This is a genomic window from Halorientalis litorea, assembly GCF_023028225.1.
GTDB classification, from domain to species: Archaea; Halobacteriota; Halobacteria; order Halobacteriales; family Haloarculaceae; genus Halorientalis; species Halorientalis litorea.
Window position 1 is genome coordinate 1,760,876 of record NZ_CP095482.1, and the last position, 18,216, is coordinate 1,779,091.

Genomic DNA, 18,216 nt, shown 5'->3' on the forward strand with positions numbered 1-18,216 from the left:
GTTCGCCGTCGATGTGTAGACACACTGTCTTGAAGTATTTTTGTCCCGTTTGCTGGCCGAACAGTCGGTGAGCCGACGCCAGCCCGTTCATTGTGCCACCTCGTCCGTCGGTAGGCCGTCTTCCGTCCTGTCCCGCTGTTCTTCGTCGGTCCACGCGACACAGAGGCTTCCCCCGACGACCCCCAACATCGTTCCGACGAGGAAGCCACCGAGCGTCCCGACGAGTGACAGCAACGAACAGACCGACCCTGCGACGCCGAACAGCGTCGACCGCACGGGCCGCGTCACGGCACCGATGCCCGAGACGCCGACGAGTACGGCACAGAGCATCCCGAACGAGGCCCGGCCGCCACTGAGCGTCACCCGCTGGAGTGCGATAACCGTCGGCATGTAGCCGATGACGACTGCACCCAGTATCATCACCACACCGCCAGCGACCGGCCGGTGTCGTCGCCACTCCCGGAACCGGTCGCGCCTGTCGGCTACTCTGTCGGTAACCGGTGAGAGTGTACGACTGACCGCCCGGAGTCGCTCCGCTCCCAGCACACGCGTGGCGAGCGACCGGAGTGTTTCGGCGAGTCGTGACTTCATTATTGGAGTGTCGCTATCGGGTCCCCGTTCGAGTCGTAGTACTCGACGCCGACGATGAGTCCGTCGAGGGTGAGACTCGCGGTGGTCAGGTAGTGTGTTCTGATGTTTGCGTCGGTAATCGTAATGCCCGCCTCGTTGGGCCCGGGACCGGTGATGGTGACCTCCTGTGCCGTCGCTGGGTCGATGTTGTCGAGGTCGGACGCGTCGTTTCCTGCTGTCACGTTCAGCTTTCTGCTCGCGTCGGTCGTCGGCGTCTCGCGTATCTGGAGCCCCCTGAACGTCGACCCGGACGCGTTGAACGACGAGGTCTTCAGGAGCGTCTGGCCCAGTTCTACCTGGTTCCCGGCCGGTTGTGTCACGACGAGACGTGCTTCCCCACCCATACCGAGGGGGTCGTCGATACGCTTTGTCAGCCGGAGGTCCGTTATCGTCGCACTGTCCAACTCCAAGTGAAGGAGCGGATAGTCCGAAACGCTACTCCCGGTCACTGGACCGCTGTCGGGGTAAATCAGTACGTTTTCCGCCTCGACAGTACTGGCCTCGACGGTGAACCCACCGACGCCCCCGATGAGCGCGGCGTTCGCCGCGCCGACGCTCATCATGACCAACAACGTCAGTGCGACGGCTGCCGTACACAACCCGAGAGCCGTTGCGAGCATCCGCTTGCGATACATGCTCACCACTCTCCTCCCTTTCCACGCCCCTCCGGCCGACCGTCGGCCCGTGGAACGCGTACCGTAGCGTCGACTCTGTTTGTCCTACCCCGTGGTTTACCGAACAGACAAGTGGCGTTTGCACGCCAGTGCCGCTGTGAAACAGCCACTCGGTCCCCGGGCGGTGACTGACCTTGGCATAGCGGTTCGTAGCTGACGTTGCAGGACATGGCTAGTTCGTTCCCCGTGGATGGTTTCCGGGACAGTTATCCACCGTCTCCAGATTCGCGGGCGTTTCTCGCCGCTTCGTCCCCGGCGAGAGCGTCAACTCGAAGTCGTTGAGCGTCCACTGCGAGGCTTGGATGTAGTGTGCGTTGATGATGAGGTTGGTCACGTCGACCTGTGCACCCAATCCGTCCCCGAGACTCAGCGTTCCGGAGTTTCGCGGCTCACACGTGATTTCGTTGTTGAAGTCAAGGGGGATTCCGAGCACGGTCCCAGTGATCTGTTCGCCGTACAACTCGGACATGTCGACGGTAATCGCGTTGTCCGACCCCCCTTCGATTGTCCCACTACTCGACTTCAGCAGCAGTGAGTACCTCTGTCCACCCGGTGTCTCGAAGTTCTTGCGTGCCGAGAGCCCGTTCGTGTAGTCTGGATTGTCGATTTCGATTCTCCCGACTGCGATACCCTCTCCCTGTGCATTTCGCTCGACGGTCGATGTCTCTACGTATCGCGTGTTCTGGGTGATGCCGTTCGTCGAGAAGTCCCCGATACGGAGTCCAACTCCACCGATACCCTGCTCGACCGGCGGGTTCTGACAGGGGAGCAGAATCGTCGTTCCGGTACTCGGGTTACATCCATTGAAAGTGTATCCTTCGGCGGCCGGTGCCGTCTGAATCGTCGTCGGAAGCACCGGCCAGAGGAAGTACAGCAGCAACAGTCCGATGCCAACGACGAGCAGTGCGTTCCCGGGATTGCGCCGAAGCCGCGACCCGAGAGAGTTGGTGCGACTGTCGTCCGTTCTCGGACCCTCTGCTGTCTCGTCTTCGCTCGGCGGACGCCACGCGAAGCAGAGAACGCCGCCGACAGTGCCGACTGTCATGCCGACGAACAGGCCCCCGAGCGCGCCGAGGATGGACGCCGTCGAGAGCAGGACGCCAGCCACGCCGAAGAACGTCGAGTGTTCCGGCCGAAGAAGCACGAAGACGCCGGACAGCGAGATGAGGATGGCGAACACCAATCCGATGAAACTGAACGACCCGCTAAGAAGCGTGACGTCGACGAGGAGTTGCATCGGAACGTACCCGACTATCATCCCGCCGAGAATCAGGAGGACTGCACCAGCAAACGGGCGCGTCCGCCGCCACTCGGTGAACTCTCGGTACCGCTCTCGGAGTGTTGTGGTATATCCGTCCATTTAGTTCGGCCCTCCGAATTCGTACCGTCCGTCGTTGTTCGTGTCCCACCAGACATCGGCCTCAAAGGCGGGGAAGTCGAACGACCGAACAGCTAGGTAGTGGGCCTGTATTTTCACCCCTCCAACGAGGTCCGCCTGTGTCCCGGTCAGAGTGAGCTTCTCGCTCGGCCTCGTCCCATAACTGTCCTCGACGACGAGGTTCTGGAACTGTGCGAAGTCAGACCGGATGGCACTCGCTTTGACGATGACACCCTCTGCTTGTAGATTCGCGTCGTTGACTGAGGTGAGTCTGATGTTGACCGTCCCCTTCACCCCCGGTAGGTCGCTGATGTCCTGCTTGATTGCGAGCGTGAAGTCCTCGATAGTCACCTGCTGAAACTCGATTATTGCCGCCGGCGTCGTCCCGTTCCGTGATTCCGCTGTCCCCGGATACACGAGCATCTGCTGTGCGTTAATATTGGACCCGGACAGAACGAACCCGCCGACACCTGCGACTGGATAGCCCCCCAGTGCTACCCCCGAACTCATGATAATCATGCCGACGACGGCCCAGAGCACCAACGCCGTGCCGAGGCCGGCGGCGATTCGGTTTTTATCGTACATGCATGAAGTCGTCCGACTGCCCCCACCCAGTGTTCCAATTCAAGCGACTCACTTTCGAGTCTCTCGCCACGTTGCTACTTCGCTATCTTTGTGCCAATATATAAAAATACTGCAGGCAATACACTATGGTTAATAAGCAGGAATACCCATCCCGCATCTATTCCGCTGATGGCGGCCGGAAAAAAGTACCGCACGGGACCGCACCGCTGTGGTCGGCTCAAACTGCCAGATACTCGGCGATGGCGTCCTCGTCGGCCAGCGACTCCGGCCCGACTTCGTCGACGATTTCGCCCCGCTCCATCGCGTAACACCGGTCGGCCATGTCACGGATGACGCCGAGGTTCTGCTCGACGAAGAGGATGGTCGTCCCGAGTTCCTCGTTGATACCGCGCATGTCGGTGCTTATCTGGTCGACGATGGAGGGCTGGATGCCCTCGCTCGGTTCGTCGAGCAGGAGCAGGTCCGGATTCGCCACGAGTGCCCGTGCGATGGCGAGCATCTGCTGTTGGCCGCCCGAGAGCGTGCCGGCCTGCTGGTCCGACCGCTCCTCCAGAATCGGGAAGTAGCCGTATATCTCGTCGTACAGCGTCTCGGTGCTGTCGGCGTTGACCGTCTCGCCCATCTTGATGTTCTGCTCGACGGAGAGTTTCGGGAACACGTCACGGCCCTGCGGGATGTAGCCCATCCCCGTCCGGGCGCGTTCGTCGGCACTCGCCGTCGTCACGTCCTGCCCGGCGTAAGTGATGGTTCCGGCAGTCGGTTCGAGCAGACCGATGACCGTCTTCAGGAGCGTCGTCTTGCCGACGCCGTTTTTCCCCATCACGCCGACGATTTCGCCCTCCGCGACGGAGAGGTCCACGTCCCGCAGGATGGGTGTCCGGTCGTACGCCGCGGTCACGTCGTCGAGTTCGAGCAGTGTCATTCGTCTTCCCCCAGGTAGATGCGCTGGACGGCCGGGTCCGCCTTGATGTCCTCGATGGGTCCCTCGCGGAACACCTCGCCGTTGTGGAGGACGGTCACCTCGTCGGCGATGTCGGCCACGAAGTCCGTGTCGTGTTCGATGACGACGAAGGCGATGCCCGCCTCCTCGTTGAGTCGGGTGATGCGCTCGGCGATCTCCCGGCGCTCCTCGACGTCCAGTCCGGCCACCGGTTCGTCGAGCAGGAGCAGGTCCGGGTCCAGTGCCGCCGCCATCCCGATTTCGAGTTGCTGTTGCTGGCCGTGGGAGAGCGCGTTGGCCGCGACGTCCTCGTAGCCGGTCAGTCCCGCCGTCTCGATGGCCTCTGCGATGCGCTCGCGGCGTTCCCGCCCGCTCGCGGACTGCTGGACCGGCAGGCGGATGTTCTCGCGCACGGTGAGGTCGCCGTACACCGCCGGGACTTGGAACTTCATGCTGAGGCCCTGTTTCACCCGGTCGTGGGGCGCGAGGTCGGTGAAGTCCGTCCCGTCGTAGTAGACGCTCCCGGACGTGGGCATGTGGATGCCGGCGATGAGTTTCATCAGCGTCGACTTGCCAGCCCCGTTGGGTCCGATGAGACAGCGGAGTTCGCCCTCGGAGACGGCGAAGTCGACGTCGTCGATGGCGGTGAACCCGCCGAAGTCCTTGCGCAGGCTCTCGGTCTGTAACAGCGTGTCCGTCTGTGGCCCGGTGGCCCTGCCCGCCGGTGTCTGCCGGACGGCAGGGTCCTCGGCCGTGTCCTCGTCGGTGCTCACGAGTCACTCACCTCCGGGTCCGCCTCCTCGGCGGGGTCCGGCGCCGTCGGCCCGCCGCCGAACAGCCGGTACTGGGCGAACACGATGAGGTCCCGCGCTCGCGGGACGATGCCGCCAGGCAACAGCATGATGAACACGACCAGCAGCGCGCCGCGGATGACGTTCGCCCACAGACTGCCGAGCGAATTCGCCACGAACTGCAGGGCGATGGCCGCGATGACCGGCCCGATGAGCGTCTTCCGGCCGCCGAGACCGACCCAGATGACCGGCAACGAGGCGGCCACGAGGCCGAACTTCGCGGGCGTGATGTAGAACTGCCACGTCGTGAAGAGGACGCCGGACATCCCCGCCAGTGCCCCGCCGATGACGAACACGGTCAGTTTCACGCGTTCGGTCCGGTAGCCGAACATCCGCGTGCGCTGTTCGTCCTCGCGCATGGCGACCATCACGCGGCCGTAGTCCGAGTTGACCAGCACCCGCAACAGCAGGTAGGTCACGACCAACACCGCCAGCACGAAGTAGAAGAACGAACTGTTGTAACTGGTGATGACCACCGACGTCTCGCCGACGCCGAGCGCGAGTTGCGGGACGTTCATCCCGTTGAACCCGCCCAGCGCCGCCTCGCCGATGGTCCACTCGTCGCCGGCGGTCTGGTCCATGAACGTCTTCAGGACGAGCGTCGAGACGAGCGTGATGATGGTCGCGTACACGTCCCGGACGCCGCCGTAGAAGATGAAGTAGCCCAGCACGGCGGCCATCAGCGCGCCGCCGCCGACGCCGACCAGCAACCCGACCGTCCCGCCCAGCGGCGAGTTGACGTTGATGAGGACGATGCCGAAGACGTACCCCGCGACGCCGAAGAAGACCGACTGGCCGAAACTGAGGATGCCGCCGTACCCCCAGACGACCGCGAGCGACAGCGCGAGGAAGCCGTAGGCCAGAAACGACGACAGTGTGCGCGTCGAGACGAGTATCGACTTGATGGCCCCCGGCGCGAACGGGTACGCCGCCAGCAACCCGACGGCGACGACGAAGCCGAGCCAGAAGCCCCGGGAGTTGCCGAGCGTGTTCGGCCCCTCGAGGCGGTTGCGAATCCGGGCTATCGGGCCGCCGATGCCCTCGGAACCGCCGCCGTCTCCGGTGGTCTCTGCCGCCATCTCAGGCCTCCTTCCTGCGTTCACGCAGGCGTTCGACGTAGCCGCTGACACCGCCCGGCAGGAATCGGAGGATGAGCAGCGCGGTCACGAGCAGTGCGATGCGGCCGAAGAAGGGCGCTTCCGTCAGGTTCGTCACCAGCGCGTTGACGCCACCCAGCAAGCCCCCGGCTGCCGTCGTCCCGACGACGACGGACGTGCCGCCGGCGACGACGGCGACGAACGACTCGACGAGGAACGACTCGCCGAACTGCGGCCCGAGGTTCAGGAACGGGGCGTACAGCGCGCCCGCCAACCCGGCGAGCATCGACCCGACGACGAAGGTGGCGGTGTAGGTCCGCTCGGTGTCGACGCCCATCGCGCGGGCGGTGTCCTCGTCCTGAATCGTGGCCCGGGCGCGCATCCCGAACTCGGTGCGGGTGAACAGCAGGTAGGTTCCCGCGAGGACGACGACGGCGACACCCGAGAGTACCAGCGGGTACACCGAGTACGAGAACGCGCCGCCGGCGTAGTTGATAGCGCCGAACGGCGTGCCGGCCTGCGGTATCGAGGTCCCGAACACGATGCGGACGAGTTGGACCGTGATGAGGCTCAGCCCCCACGTGGCGACCATCGAGTCCACGAGCCGGTCGTACAGCGGGCTGACCAGCGGCGTCTTCGGGAGTTTCCGGCTCGCGCCGTCGGGCAGGGCGTTCGCGAGCGGTGGTCGCGTCTTCGCCCACAGCCAGTTCGGGAGCGCCCCGGAGATGACGGCACGCTCGACGACGAGGCCGAACACGCCCGCGACGACGACCCCGACGAGAATCGCCACCGGGAGCGGGAGGCTCACGCCCGCCAGAAACGGCGTGCCGGTGGCGCTCAGAAGTGTCGTCGCGTACGCGCCGACGAGGATGAACTCCCCGTGGGCGAGGTTGATGACGCCCATGATGCCGAAGATGATGGCCAGTCCCGACGCCGCGAGCACGATGAACGCGAAGTTATCGAGGAACTGAAAGAGGAGGTTGAGTCCGTTGACCATCCTACCGTCCCTCCTCGGCAGTCGCCGTGCCGTGACTGTCCGTGCCGTCCCGGCGGTCGGGCGGAGTCGATACGTCGGTGTCGTCCCGGGTGGTGTGGGTCATAATCTGTCGTGTCGTGGTCCGGTTCCGTTGTCCCGTCTGGTACTGAAAGCGTGGTCGTGTGCCGGTGCGTCAGTCGGTCGTGGCTCAGCCAGCCACCTCGTAGTAGTCCTGTGGCGTGTACTGGGTCTCCTCGTCTTCTTGGGTGAGGTCACAGCCGACCGTGTCCTTCAGGAACGTCTCGGGGATGACGCGGTTGTCCACGGCCTCGACGTTGTGCTCGTCGTCGGCCCGCATGACCCACATGTGGTGGTCGACGTGGTGGGTCTCCGGGACCAGCGCGATCTCCTCGTCCTCGGGGGCCTCGGGCGCGCCGTAGGTGATGCCCGACTCCAGCGCCGCCTTGACCTCCTCCTGGTCGGTCGTGCCCGCCTGCTCGACCGCCTCCTTGTACATGTAGATGGAGAAGTAGTTGGTCTGGGCCTCCTCGTTGAGGTAGGGTGCGTCGGGGAACATCTCGAAGTAGCGGTCCACGAAGCCGCCCTCCTCCGTGTTGCGCTGCGTCGGAATCTCCTCCATGTAGTTGACCCCGGCGTAGATGTCGGCCATCGCCGGCGGGTCGAGGCGACGGTGCTCGTAGCCCTGTGCCATCGCCGTCGACGTGCCGATGGGCACGTCCAGTCCCGCCGAGGCCTTCTGCCGGTAGAAGGAGGTGTGGTTGTTGCCGACGAGCATCGACATCACGAAGTCGGGGTCGGCTTCCTGAATCCGGTTGATGGTCGAGCCGAAACTGGAGTTCGACAGCGGGATGAACTCCTCGCCGATGACGTTGGCGTCGTTCTCGTTGGCCAGCACGCGCACCCAGTCCGCCGACAACTGACCGAAGTTGTAGTCGGCGGCGATGGTGTAGATGTCCGGGCCGAATTCCTCGCGGAGGTACGGCAGGACGCTCCCGAGTTGCTGGCGGGCCGTCGGTCCCACCGCGAACACGTTGTGGTCACAGACACCGCCCTCGTACTGGGTGGTGTAGAAGTACAACTGGTCCTCGCGGTCGATGATGGGGCGGATGGCCTCCCGCGTCGCGGAGGAGTACCCCGCCCACAGCGCGTCCACGTTCTCCTGCTGGATGGCCTGATTCGTCAGGCGGTTGTACCGGGAGTTGTCCGACCGCGGGTCGGGGTCGAACACCTCGATCTGCTGGCCGTCGATACCGCCGTTGTTGTTTATCTCCTCGATGGCCAGCAAGGACGCCTTGTGCTTGGGCGTGCCGACCAGCGAGAAGTTGCCCGAGCGGTCCTCCAGAACGCCGAGCGTGATGGTGCCGCCGCCGCTCGCAGTCCCGCCAGTGCCGCCACCGCCACCGCCATCGCCGCCGCCGTCGCCGCCGCCGCTACACCCTGCGAGTGCCGTCCCAGCGATGACGGCTGCCGAGCCGAGGAACCCACGGCGAGTCGTCCGGTCGCGGCTCATCGGGCCACCTCCGTAGCCGGGCGTGCGTTCGCGTCGTAACGTTCGGCTTTACTGAACATATCGACACCACTGGCGACTAATCCCACACGACTGTGCACTGTTTCGCTCACATCCCTTGTCTTTTGCAGGGAGTAAATAAGGGTTACCAACTGACTGTTATACTTCCCTTCAGAGAGGCTATTGTGTATAAGGAAAGGTAAGGAGAGCTCGATAAATTTCTGTATTCGAGTAACGGACGCGCAAATATTTGGATGTTCGTAGAATACCGACTGGCGACCGTTCCTGGCGGCATCCGTTGCTGGTTGTGCCGCCGCCGCTGGCCCGCTGTCCGTTCGTCCAGTCCCCGGACCGAGAAAACAAATTTATTGTTCCCACCTCTCCACGTGGTGGTACTTGCTCCGAGCCGAAGCCTTTTGACGCGTCTATCGAAAGAACGACGCACATGTTGGACGGACAGTCGAAAACAGTAGCGACGAGGTGGCACCATGGCTGAGGACATCGTTCCCGGCGAGGTGGTCACGGGTGACGGCGACGTGACCCTGAACGAGGGCCGGGAGACGACCGACGTGGTCGTCGGGAACACGGGTGACCGGCCGGTACAGGTCGGGTCGCACTTTCACTTCTTCGAGGCCAACGCGGCTCTGACCTTCGACCGCGAGGCTGCGATGGGGATGCGGCTGAACGTCCCCGCGGGCACGGCCGTCCGGTTCGAACCCGGCGACGAGCAGACCGTCGAGTTGGTCGCCATCGGCGGGAAGCGCCGCGCTCACGGGATGAACGGCCTCGTGAACGGCAGCGTCGACGGCGACACCGACGACGCCGTCGAGCGGATGCGGGCGCAGGGCTTCGGCGACACGGGGGGCGAGGAGTGACCCGCGACATCGACCGCGAGGCATACGCCGAACTGTACGGCCCCACCGAGGGCGACAAGGTCCGACTCGGCGACACCGAACTGTTCGCCGAAGTCGAACGGGACTACCGGACCCACGGCGACGAGGCGGTCTTCGGCGGCGGCAAGACTCTCCGCGACGGCCTCGGGATGGCCCCCGGCGTCACGCAGGAGGAAGGGGCACTGGACTGGGTCATCACGAACGCGACGGTCATCGACCCCGTACTGGGTATCGTCGCCGGCGACATCGGCATCCGGAACGGCGAGATAGTCGGCGTCGGGAAGGCCGGCAACCCGGACACGATGGACGGCGTCGACATGGTGGTCGGCCCGTCGACGGACGTGTATCCGGCCGAGGGCAAGATAGCCACCGCGGGCGCGCTGGACATCCACGTCCACTGGAACTCCGCACAACTGCACGAACACGCGCTGGCCGGCGGCATCACGACGATGCTCGGGGGCGGCTACGGCGGCGGCGCGACCACCTGCACGACCGGCCCGGAGAACGTCAAGCGACACCTGCAGGCCGCCGAGGCGTGGCCGGTCAACGTCGGCTTCTACGCCAAGGGCAACGCCTCGGACCCGGAACCGCTCCGGGAGCAGATACGGGCGGGGGCCTGCACGCTGAAACTCCACGAGGACTGGGGGTCGATGCCCGCGGCCATCGACACCGCCCTCGACGTGGCCGAGGACGAGGACGTACAGGTGTGCATGCACACGGACACGCTCAACGAGGCGGGGTTCGTGGAGAACACCTTCGACGCCGTGGACGGCCGGACGATGCACCTGTTCCACATCGAGGGTGCGGGCGGCGGCCACGCCCCCGACATCATGGAGATGGTCGGCGAACCGAACATGCTCCCCTCGTCGACGAACCCCTCGATGCCCTACACCGACAACACGTTCGACGAGCATCTGGACATGGTGATGGTGTGTCACCACCTCAACCCGGACGTGCCCGAGGACGTGGCCTTCGCCGAGTCCCGCGTCCGGGCCGAGACCATCGCCGCCGAGGACGTCCTCCACGACATGGGGGCCATCTCGATGATGACGACCGACTCCCAAGCGATGGGACGGATGGCCGAACTCGTCCCCCGGACGTGGCAGACGGCCTCGCAGATGAAGGCCCAGCGCGGCCCCCTCCCCGAGGACGAGGGGACCGGCGCGGACAACTTCCGCATCAAACGCTACGTCGCCAAGTACACCGTCAACCCAGCCATCTCGGCTGGCATCGACGACTACGTCGGGACGCTCGAACCCGGGAAACTGGCCGACGTGGCACTGTGGGACCCCGCGTTCTTCGGCGTCAAGCCGGCGATGGTGTTCAAGGGCGGGTTCCCCGTCCACTCCGAGATGGGCGAGGCCAACGGGTCGCTGATGACCTGTGAACCCATCCTCCAGCGCGAACGGGCGGGTGCGGTCGGGAAGGCCAAACACGCCCTCTCGCTCTCGTTCGTCTCCCCGGCGGCCGCCGAGGCCGACGTGGGCGACCAGTACGGTCTCGACACGCCCGTCGTCCCCGTTGCAGGGACCCGCACGCCCGGCAAGGCGGACATGGTGTACAACGACTACTGCCCGGACGACATCGACGTGGACCCGGAAACCTTCGAGGTGAAAGTCGACGGTGACCACGTCACCTGTGAACCGGCTTCGGAACTCCCACTCGCACAGCGGTACATGCTATGAAACTCACACCCAAAGAGCAGGAACGGCTCACGGTCTTCACCGCCGCAGAGGTCGCACGACGCCGCAAGGAGCGCGGCGTCCTGCTGAACCATCCCGAAGCGGTCGCCTACATCAGCGACTGGTGCATCGAACGCGCCCGCGAGGGGCAGTCCGTCGCGGAGATACGTTCCGGCGCGTCCCAACTGCTGGGCCGCGACGACGTGATGGACGGCGTCCCCGCGATGGTCGACATGATACAGGTCGAACCGGTGTTCCCCGACGGGACGAAACTCGTCACCGTCCACGACCCGATTCGGTCCGACAGCGTCGGCGGGGCCGAGGCCGCAGACGAGGACGCCGCCACCGACGGCGGTGTGGACGCGGGAGCCACGGGGACCGACGACGAGACCGAGCCATGAGCCTCACCCATCGGGACGTGGCGACGGTCGGTATCGGCGGCCCAGTGGGGTCGGGAAAGACCTCGTTGCTGACCGAACTCGTCCCGCGACTGCGCGACGCGGGGCTTGACGTGGGCGTCATCGCCAACGACATCCTCACACAGGAGGACGCCGACCGCCTCCGCGAGCGGTTCGCAGGCGTCGTGCCCGCGGACCTCGTGGCCGGGGTCGAGACGGGGGCGTGTCCACACACGGGTATCCGGGAGGACCCCTCGATGAATCTCCAGCAGATAGACGCGTTCCTCGACTCCCACCCCGAGTTGGACCTCGTGTTAATCGAGAGCGGTGGCGACAACCTCGCAGCGACGTTCAACCCCGAACTCGCGGACTACTCGCTGTACGTCATCAGCGTCGCGGAGGGCGACGACATCCCGCGCAAGCGCGGCCCCGGCGTCGTCGACTGTGACCTGCTGGTCGTGAACAAGACCGACCTCGCGCCCCACGTCGGTGCTGACCTCGACCTGATGGAACGCGACGCCGAGGCCGTCCGCGACGGCCCCGTCGTCTTCACCGACTGTAAGGCCAGCGAGGGCATCGACGAGGTACTCGGCCACGTCCGGGACGGGGTGCTGTTCGCCTGATGGCCGCCGACGGCGAGACGGACGCCGATACCGACCCGCCGGACGCACCCCACCCTGCCTTCGAGGGCTACGCGGCCGAACCCGTCCCGCAGGCGGCCGTCGGGTCGCCCGGGAAGGACGGCGTGTTGGAACTGACCTTCGCCGCCACCGAGGGTGGGACGGCACTCGTCCACGACTACGCGACGGTCCCGTTCCACGTCTCGGGGACGCTGGGCCACGACCCGCACCCCGACGCCGAGACGGTGTTCCTCCAGTCGCCGACGGGCGGCGTCGCACAGGGTGACCGTCACGACGTGACCATCCGCGCCGAGGCGGACGCCGTCGCCCACGTCTCCACCCAGAGTTCGACCAAGGTGCAGTCGATGGACTGCAACTACGCCGCCGCCGACGCCACGCTGTCGGTCGGTCCCGGTGCCCACCTCGACTACGTACCCGAGCCGACGATTCTCCACGCCGACGCCCGGTACTGTCGGGAGACGACGCTCACGCTCGCCCCCGGCGCGACGGCGGTGGTCAGCGACGTAGTGGTGCCGGGCCGTCTCGCCCGCGACGAACGGTTCGAGTTCGAGCGATACCTCTCGCGGATTCGGGTTGAGGGACCGGACGGCCTGCTGTTCACCGACGCCACGCACCTCACGCCCGCCGACGCGGACCCGACAGCACCGGGCGTCCTCGGCGAGTTCACCGTCTACGGGACGGCGTTCGTGGTCGCCCCCGAGCGGGACACGGCCGCACTGAGCGACCGGCTACACGCGGCGGTCACCGACGCCGAGGCCCGCGCCGGTGCGACCGAACTGCCCAATGGTGCCGGCGTCGCCGTGCGCGCGCTCGGTGACCGTGCGGAGACAGTACAGGCCACGCTCCACGCGGCGTGGGACTGTGCTCGCCGCGACATACTGGACGCGCCCGCACCCTCCGGGAGGAAGCTCTGATGCTGGTCGCCGACACCTACCTCGGCCACCGGACGGACGACGACGTGGCGGCCCGCCTCGACGGGGCCGACCCGTCCCGCGTCGTCCTCTCGGCGACCGACCGCCGCCGCTCCCGGGTTCGCACCGAGACCGACGACGGGCGAGACATCGGTATCGTGGTCGCTCGTGACCTCACGGACGGCGATATCCTCGAAACCGAGTCCGGTGCCCTCGTGTTAGTCGACCTCGCGGACATCGAGGCGGCGATTGTATCCCTCGAAGGAACTGACGTGTCGCCGACGACGGCCCTGCAGGTGGGCCACGCGCTCGGGAACCGCCACCGGGACGTGGCGGTGCGTGACGACGAGGTGGTCGTCGCTGTCGCGGACTCCCGCGAGCGGACCGAGCGCACCCTCGCGGACCTGTGCCCGGACGGGACTCCGGTCCGCTTCGAGTCCGTGTCACCGGCACTGTTCGACGGCGGGCCGGACCACCGACACGGGGACGACCACTCTCACGGGCACACGGGGCACGACCACGCCGACGGCAACCACGCTCACTCGCACGGGCCGCGCTCGTTGGGGGAGGGCGGCAGATGACCGACGAAAGTACGTTGGCGGCCTTCCGACTGGCTGACTCTTTCCTCCCGGTGGGGACCTACACCGTCTCCTACGGTCTCGAACAGTTCGTACAGGACGAGCGCGTGACCGACGCCGCCGACCTCCGGGCGTTGCTCGCCACGTACCTCCGGCGGCAGGTCGGACCGGCCGAGTTGGTCGCGCTTCGGGCGGCACACACCGCCGCCACGGCGGGCGACGTGGCCGCCGTCTGCGAGGCGGACCGACGGCTGACCGCCACGACGCTCTCCGCGGAGTTCCGCGAGAGTGCCCAGAAGTCGGGTGCGCGCCTGCTCTCGCTCCAGCGTGACCTCCGGGCGGACGACACGCTCGACGCGTACGCCGCCCGCGTCGACGCGGGCGACGCCCCGGGCAACTACGCCGTCGTGTTGGGACTCGCGACTGCAGTCGCCGGTGTCGAGGAGCGGGTCGCCTGCCTGCTGTGCTGTCACGGGTTCGTCACCGGACTGCTCGGTGCCGCCCAGCGACTCCTCTCGCTGGGGCACACCGACGCCCAGCGACTCCTCGACGAACTGCGTCCGGTCAGCGTCGAAGCCGTCGACGCCAGTGCCGACCGCTCGCTCGACGAGATGACGCCGTTCGCGCCGCTGGTCGACGTGCTCTCGGCCGACCACGAGCGCGCTGACCGGCGGTTGTTCGTGAGCTGAGGCCGTGGCACGGTGTCTCACCGACCGCCCACGACGCCGGTGGACTCACCTTTCCGCAGCCCGTGATGTCCGTCGATGGCCTACGACGGTTTGGTACTCGACCACGACGGTGTCTTGGTGGGGATGGCCGCGTCCGAGACGGTCACCGAAGCGGTAGCGGCGGCGTTCGCGGCCGCCGGCGTCACCGACCCACGACCGGCCGATATCGACAAGCTGACCGTCGGCGTCGACCCCGAGGACGTGCGGGCGGTCGCCGGACGGCATGGCCTCGACCCTGCGACGCTGTGGGAGTACCGCGAGGCGGCGGTCCACGAGGCACTGCAGGACGCGACGGTTACAGGTGCGAAGGGCCCCTACGACGATATCGGTGTGTTGCGGGACCTCGACTGTCCGCTCGGAATCGCGAGCAACAATCAAGCGCGGACGGTTTCGTACATCCTCGACCATCACGACATATCAGACCTGTTTGCGGCGGTTCACGCCCGCGAGTCGACGTTCGACAGCCTCCACCGGAAGAAACCTCACCCGGCACTGCTGACAGCGGCGGTCGAGCGTCTGGACGCGACGACGCCGCTGTACGTCGGCGACAGCGAGACCGACATCCAAGCCGCACGGCGGGCCGGTGTCGACGTAGCCTTTCTTCGGCGGTCGCACAACGCCGACCGGACTCTCACAGTGACCCCGACGTACGACCTCGCGGGTCTCGACGAGGTGGCCGCGCTCCTCGGCTGAACGTTGGGTGGCCGCGACGTTCATACGGCTCTGGCCCGTACGACCGGGAAATAGACAGTTATGTCCGACACCGACCATCCCGTCGAGGGACTCGCCACACCGGACCCGGACTTCGGCCCGGACGACGTCATCGCGCTCCAACTCGACGCGCTCTCGACCAACGACGACCCGTTCGACGACGCCGGGATTCTGACCGCGTACAACTTCGCGTCACCGGCCAACCGTCGGAACACCGGACCGCGCGACCGGTTCGTCGCGATGGTCACCTCACCGCGGTACGCTCCACTCGTCGACCACGTCGAGGCGGTCAGCGGGCCGGTCGACCGAACGGCGAACTACGCGGAACAGCGGGTGACCGTTACCGGTCCCGACGGCCGGACGCGGACCTACACGTTCGGGGTGTCGGTGCAGTCGACCGGTCCGTTCCGCGGGTGCTGGCTCACCGACCGCGTGGTCGTCTCCTGAGCGGCACCGTCACGGACCGGCCGGGGCAGTCCTGTCCTGTTCGGACTGCCTGCCGCCGTCAAGCCTCCTGTAACCGTCCGCCGTCGACGGCGACGTTTTGGCCGGAGATGTAGGCGGCGGCGTCGCTACAGAAGAACAGAATCGGTGCGGCGACGTCGTCGAACGACGCCGGTCGGCCCCGCGGGAACTCTGCGGGGTCGGTGACGGTGTTCTCCACGGCGAACGGTGAGACGGCGTTGACCGTGATACCGTCGTTCTGGGTGTCGTGGGCGAGCGTGCGGGTGAACATGAGGACTGCCTTCTTCGCCGCGAAGTACGGGAAGTTCATCGGGACCGACCGGTCGTCACGCGCGTCGGCGACGCCGAAGTTGACGACCCGACCCCACCCCTGCTCACGCATCGCCGGCAGTGCCCGTCGCGAACAGAGGAACGTCCCGTAGAGACTCCCAGCGACGGTCGATTGCCAGTCCGCCAGCGAGAGGTCGTCCCACTCACCCTGCGGGAGTGGGCCGACGGCGTTGACCAGCACGTCGACGGCCCCGAGGTCGGCCTCGCAGGTGGCAAAGAGGTCGTCGACGGCGTCGGGGTCGGTGACGTCGCCTTGGACGGTCGTAGCCGCCACCCCGTGGTCGCGTGCCGCCGCGGCCGTCTCCACGGCGTCGTCCGCGCTCGTCCGGTAGTGAACTGCTACGTCGGCCCCCGCAGCCGCGAGCCTGAGCAGTACCTCGCGGCCGACGCGCTTCGCGGAACCAGTCACGAGAGCTGTCCGTCCCGACAGGTCTGGGTACAGGTCCTGCATCGCTCGGGTTAGGTAGTACAGGCTGAAAAAACACGTGTGGCGGACGTGCAACCCCGTCAGATTCGAGTGCCCGGCGTCCCTGCTATGACCGTGACGCTCGACGCCCTCACCACCGATGCGGTGCTGACCGCGCTCGCTCACCGGGACCGGACCGCGGTGCCGACAGCCACGCTCGCGGCCGACCTCGACGCGCCCGGCCCGTACCTGACGACCCACCTCCAGCAACTCGCGCTCCAAGGACTGGTCGGGTTCAACACGCACCGTGGGGTCCGCCGGTGGCGACTGACCGCGGCCGGCCGCGAGGCGACCCGCGACCAGCGGCCCCGTGGGGACGAGACGACGCCGTGGGACGCTTGACCCGTCGGTTCCGCGAGCGGCTTTTGCCGGTCGACGGCCAAACGTGAGCGTGCGCGACTCGCCGGAGTTCGAGCGTGACCGTGACCCGCCGGAGTGGCAAGTGTGGGCGTTCGCGCTCGCGTGGTTCACGCTCGCGTTGGGGGCTGCCGTCTATGCCCCCGGCCCGCTGTGGAAAATCGCCAGCACCGTCGCCTTCCTCTCGCTCGGCGTGATAACGATTACTGGCACCCGTGAGGACTGAGCGGCGACAGTCCGTGTCGAGGGGGCCACACCTCCCTGCCGTGCTGTCGCGGAGGTGGCCGCCGAACGGTCACTCGACGGTCAGCGTCGCGTCGGGCATCTCCCCTTTCACGCCGCCGAAGGCGGTTTCGTACCCCTCGTGGCGGGCCGTCTGTGGCTGGACCGTGACCGACAGCGTGAGTTCGTCCCCCGACTGCACCTCGTCGACGACAGTCCCGTAGTGATAGTGCAGGTCCGGGTCCAGCGTCCGCGTCAACTCGCCGTCGAACACAGTCTCGCCGTCGCGGGTCAGCGTCCCCGCCAACCCCATCGCGGGGACGACGCTCTCGGTGTACCGCGTCCGCGCCGAGACGGCGAGGTACTCGCCGTCGGCGTCGATACCGGCCGGGGATTCGTCGAGGACCGTCACGACGAACCGGGCGTCGTCGCTCATCGTGGACCCGACGACGCGGCCCGGTAACTCGCTCTCTGCCGGTGCGGTCGACTGTGGAACCATCTCCATCTGCATCGGGTCGACCGCACCCCGTTCGGTCGCCCGCTCGTCCAGCAACTCGAAGGAAATCTCTTCTTTGGCCTGCTGGCTGTACTCGAAGGGGACCTCGACGGTCGCGGGGTCGCCGAAGCGGTCGGCGAACGACCCGGTTCGCCGGGTGGACATCGCGCCGACGCTCAACTCGACGGTGTAGGTGCCGTCGCCGTCCAACCCGAAGTTCGCGCCGTAGTGAAACCCCATCGGCTGTGAGAGCATGGGATAGATGACTTCCTCGGTGACCAGCTCGCCCTCCCGGTAGACGGCCGCGCTCAGGCCCGTGTCCGGGAGGACGGTACCCGTCTCGGGGTCCCACACGCTCGTCATGAGATGCACGTCGTCGCCGTCGTCGATTTCCGTGAGCGACGTGTCCCCTCCGTTGACGTTCCAGAACCGGTGGGGGTAGCTGTACATGAGGCCGAACGCGTAGTCACCGGTCGTCTCCATCCCCGACATCTCCATCCCCTCGATGTGGCCGGGCACGTACACGCCGTCCGGCCGGTCCTCCGGCACCGGCGGGATGCCGATTGCCCGCGACTCGGTCTCGAACAGGCCGGAACACCCGGCCAGCGTTAGCGACCCCGCGGCGACGGTGCCGGTCTGGAGGAACGTACGGCGGTCCATATCTTCGATTCGGGTCCGG

22 protein-coding genes are annotated in these 18,216 nt (G+C 66.5%); 11 read left to right on the forward strand and 11 right to left on the reverse strand.

Annotated features, from left to right (window positions below):
- Positions 1 to 87: 87 nt before the first annotated feature.
- The 9 genes from MUG95_RS09515 to MUG95_RS09555 all read right to left on the reverse strand — a co-directional run bounded on the left by MUG95_RS09515 (position 88) and on the right by MUG95_RS09555 (position 8,662).
- On the reverse strand, positions 88 to 591 hold the full coding sequence (locus MUG95_RS09515) for a DUF6114 domain-containing protein (RefSeq protein WP_247006008.1): 504 nt from the start codon (positions 589 to 591) through the stop codon (positions 88 to 90).
- The gene (locus MUG95_RS09520) at positions 591 to 1,271 is read right to left on the reverse strand and encodes a DUF6230 family protein (RefSeq protein ID WP_247006018.1); all 681 of its coding nucleotides are present in this window, start codon (positions 1,269 to 1,271) and stop codon (positions 591 to 593) included. Before MUG95_RS09520 ends, MUG95_RS09515 begins: the two co-directional genes overlap by 1 nt.
- Positions 1,272 to 1,476: 205 nt before the next feature.
- Positions 1,477 to 2,664, reverse strand: a complete 1,188-nt coding sequence (locus MUG95_RS09525; protein WP_247006020.1) for a DUF6114 domain-containing protein — start codon at positions 2,662 to 2,664, stop codon at positions 1,477 to 1,479.
- The gene (locus MUG95_RS09530; RefSeq protein WP_247006022.1) at positions 2,665 to 3,267 is read right to left on the reverse strand and encodes a DUF6230 family protein; all 603 of its coding nucleotides are present in this window, start codon (positions 3,265 to 3,267) and stop codon (positions 2,665 to 2,667) included.
- Between the two features lie 217 nt (positions 3,268 to 3,484).
- On the reverse strand, positions 3,485 to 4,183 hold the full coding sequence (locus MUG95_RS09535; protein ID WP_247010473.1) for an ABC transporter ATP-binding protein: 699 nt from the start codon (positions 4,181 to 4,183) through the stop codon (positions 3,485 to 3,487).
- A 2-nt stretch (positions 4,184 to 4,185) separates the two neighbouring features.
- Entirely contained in the window at positions 4,186 to 4,980 is a 795-nt protein-coding gene (locus MUG95_RS09540) for an ABC transporter ATP-binding protein (RefSeq protein WP_247006024.1), read from the reverse strand.
- Positions 4,977 to 6,137: an ABC transporter permease subunit gene (locus tag MUG95_RS09545; RefSeq protein ID WP_247006027.1), complete on the reverse strand. Its 1,161-nt coding sequence runs from the start codon at positions 6,135 to 6,137 to the stop codon at positions 4,977 to 4,979. The genes MUG95_RS09540 and MUG95_RS09545 overlap by 4 nt, the downstream gene beginning before the upstream one ends.
- 1 nt (position 6,138) lies before the next feature.
- A complete protein-coding gene (gene urtB, locus MUG95_RS09550) occupies positions 6,139 to 7,152 on the reverse strand; it encodes an urea ABC transporter, permease protein UrtB (RefSeq protein ID WP_247006029.1) in 1,014 nt (337 codons plus the stop codon).
- Between the two features lie 187 nt (positions 7,153 to 7,339).
- Positions 7,340 to 8,662, reverse strand: coding sequence for an urea ABC transporter substrate-binding protein (locus tag MUG95_RS09555; protein ID WP_247006031.1), 1,323 nt, complete (start codon positions 8,660 to 8,662; stop codon positions 7,340 to 7,342).
- A gap of 485 nt (positions 8,663 to 9,147) precedes the next feature.
- Here MUG95_RS09555 and MUG95_RS09560 point away from each other — a divergent pair, with 485 nt between their 5' ends.
- The 9 genes from MUG95_RS09560 to MUG95_RS09600 all read left to right on the forward strand — a co-directional run bounded on the left by MUG95_RS09560 (position 9,148) and on the right by MUG95_RS09600 (position 15,648).
- Entirely contained in the window at positions 9,148 to 9,534 is a 387-nt protein-coding gene (locus MUG95_RS09560; RefSeq protein ID WP_247006039.1) for an urease subunit beta, read from the forward strand.
- On the forward strand, positions 9,531 to 11,237 hold the full coding sequence (gene ureC, locus MUG95_RS09565; protein WP_247006041.1) for an urease subunit alpha: 1,707 nt from the start codon (positions 9,531 to 9,533) through the stop codon (positions 11,235 to 11,237). Before MUG95_RS09560 ends, ureC begins: the two co-directional genes overlap by 4 nt.
- Entirely contained in the window at positions 11,234 to 11,635 is a 402-nt protein-coding gene (locus MUG95_RS09570; RefSeq protein ID WP_247006043.1) for an urease subunit gamma, read from the forward strand. The genes ureC and MUG95_RS09570 overlap by 4 nt, the downstream gene beginning before the upstream one ends.
- Positions 11,632 to 12,255: an urease accessory protein UreG gene (gene ureG / locus MUG95_RS09575; RefSeq protein ID WP_247006045.1), complete on the forward strand. Its 624-nt coding sequence runs from the start codon at positions 11,632 to 11,634 to the stop codon at positions 12,253 to 12,255. Before MUG95_RS09570 ends, ureG begins: the two co-directional genes overlap by 4 nt.
- Entirely contained in the window at positions 12,255 to 13,187 is a 933-nt protein-coding gene (ureD, locus tag MUG95_RS09580) for an urease accessory protein UreD (RefSeq protein WP_247006048.1), read from the forward strand. The genes ureG and ureD overlap by 1 nt, the downstream gene beginning before the upstream one ends.
- Entirely contained in the window at positions 13,187 to 13,765 is a 579-nt protein-coding gene (locus MUG95_RS09585) for an urease accessory protein UreE (protein ID WP_247006049.1), read from the forward strand. The genes ureD and MUG95_RS09585 overlap by 1 nt, the downstream gene beginning before the upstream one ends.
- Entirely contained in the window at positions 13,762 to 14,451 is a 690-nt protein-coding gene (locus MUG95_RS09590) for an urease accessory protein UreF (RefSeq protein WP_247006052.1), read from the forward strand. Before MUG95_RS09585 ends, MUG95_RS09590 begins: the two co-directional genes overlap by 4 nt.
- A 75-nt stretch (positions 14,452 to 14,526) precedes the next feature.
- Positions 14,527 to 15,183: an HAD family hydrolase gene (locus MUG95_RS09595; protein ID WP_247006054.1), complete on the forward strand. Its 657-nt coding sequence runs from the start codon at positions 14,527 to 14,529 to the stop codon at positions 15,181 to 15,183.
- A 60-nt stretch (positions 15,184 to 15,243) separates the two neighbouring features.
- A complete protein-coding gene (locus tag MUG95_RS09600; protein ID WP_247006056.1) occupies positions 15,244 to 15,648 on the forward strand; it encodes a DUF4864 domain-containing protein in 405 nt (134 codons plus the stop codon).
- A 58-nt stretch (positions 15,649 to 15,706) separates the two neighbouring features.
- On the opposite strand, the gene MUG95_RS09605 is transcribed toward MUG95_RS09600, so the two are convergent.
- The gene (locus tag MUG95_RS09605) at positions 15,707 to 16,447 is read right to left on the reverse strand and encodes an SDR family NAD(P)-dependent oxidoreductase (protein WP_247006058.1); all 741 of its coding nucleotides are present in this window, start codon (positions 16,445 to 16,447) and stop codon (positions 15,707 to 15,709) included.
- 84 nt (positions 16,448 to 16,531) lie between these two features.
- Between MUG95_RS09605 and MUG95_RS09610 the strand changes: the two genes are divergently transcribed.
- Both MUG95_RS09610 and MUG95_RS09615 read left to right on the forward strand, forming a co-directional pair.
- Entirely contained in the window at positions 16,532 to 16,804 is a 273-nt protein-coding gene (locus MUG95_RS09610) for a hypothetical protein (protein WP_247006060.1), read from the forward strand.
- Positions 16,805 to 16,847: 43 nt separating this feature from the next.
- Positions 16,848 to 17,045, forward strand: a complete 198-nt coding sequence (locus tag MUG95_RS09615; protein WP_247006062.1) for a hypothetical protein — start codon at positions 16,848 to 16,850, stop codon at positions 17,043 to 17,045.
- A gap of 69 nt (positions 17,046 to 17,114) precedes the next feature.
- Here the strand turns inward: MUG95_RS09615 and MUG95_RS09620 are convergent, their stop codons facing one another.
- On the reverse strand, positions 17,115 to 18,197 hold the full coding sequence (locus MUG95_RS09620; protein ID WP_247006064.1) for an iron transporter: 1,083 nt from the start codon (positions 18,195 to 18,197) through the stop codon (positions 17,115 to 17,117).
- Positions 18,198 to 18,216: the final 19 nt, after the last annotated feature.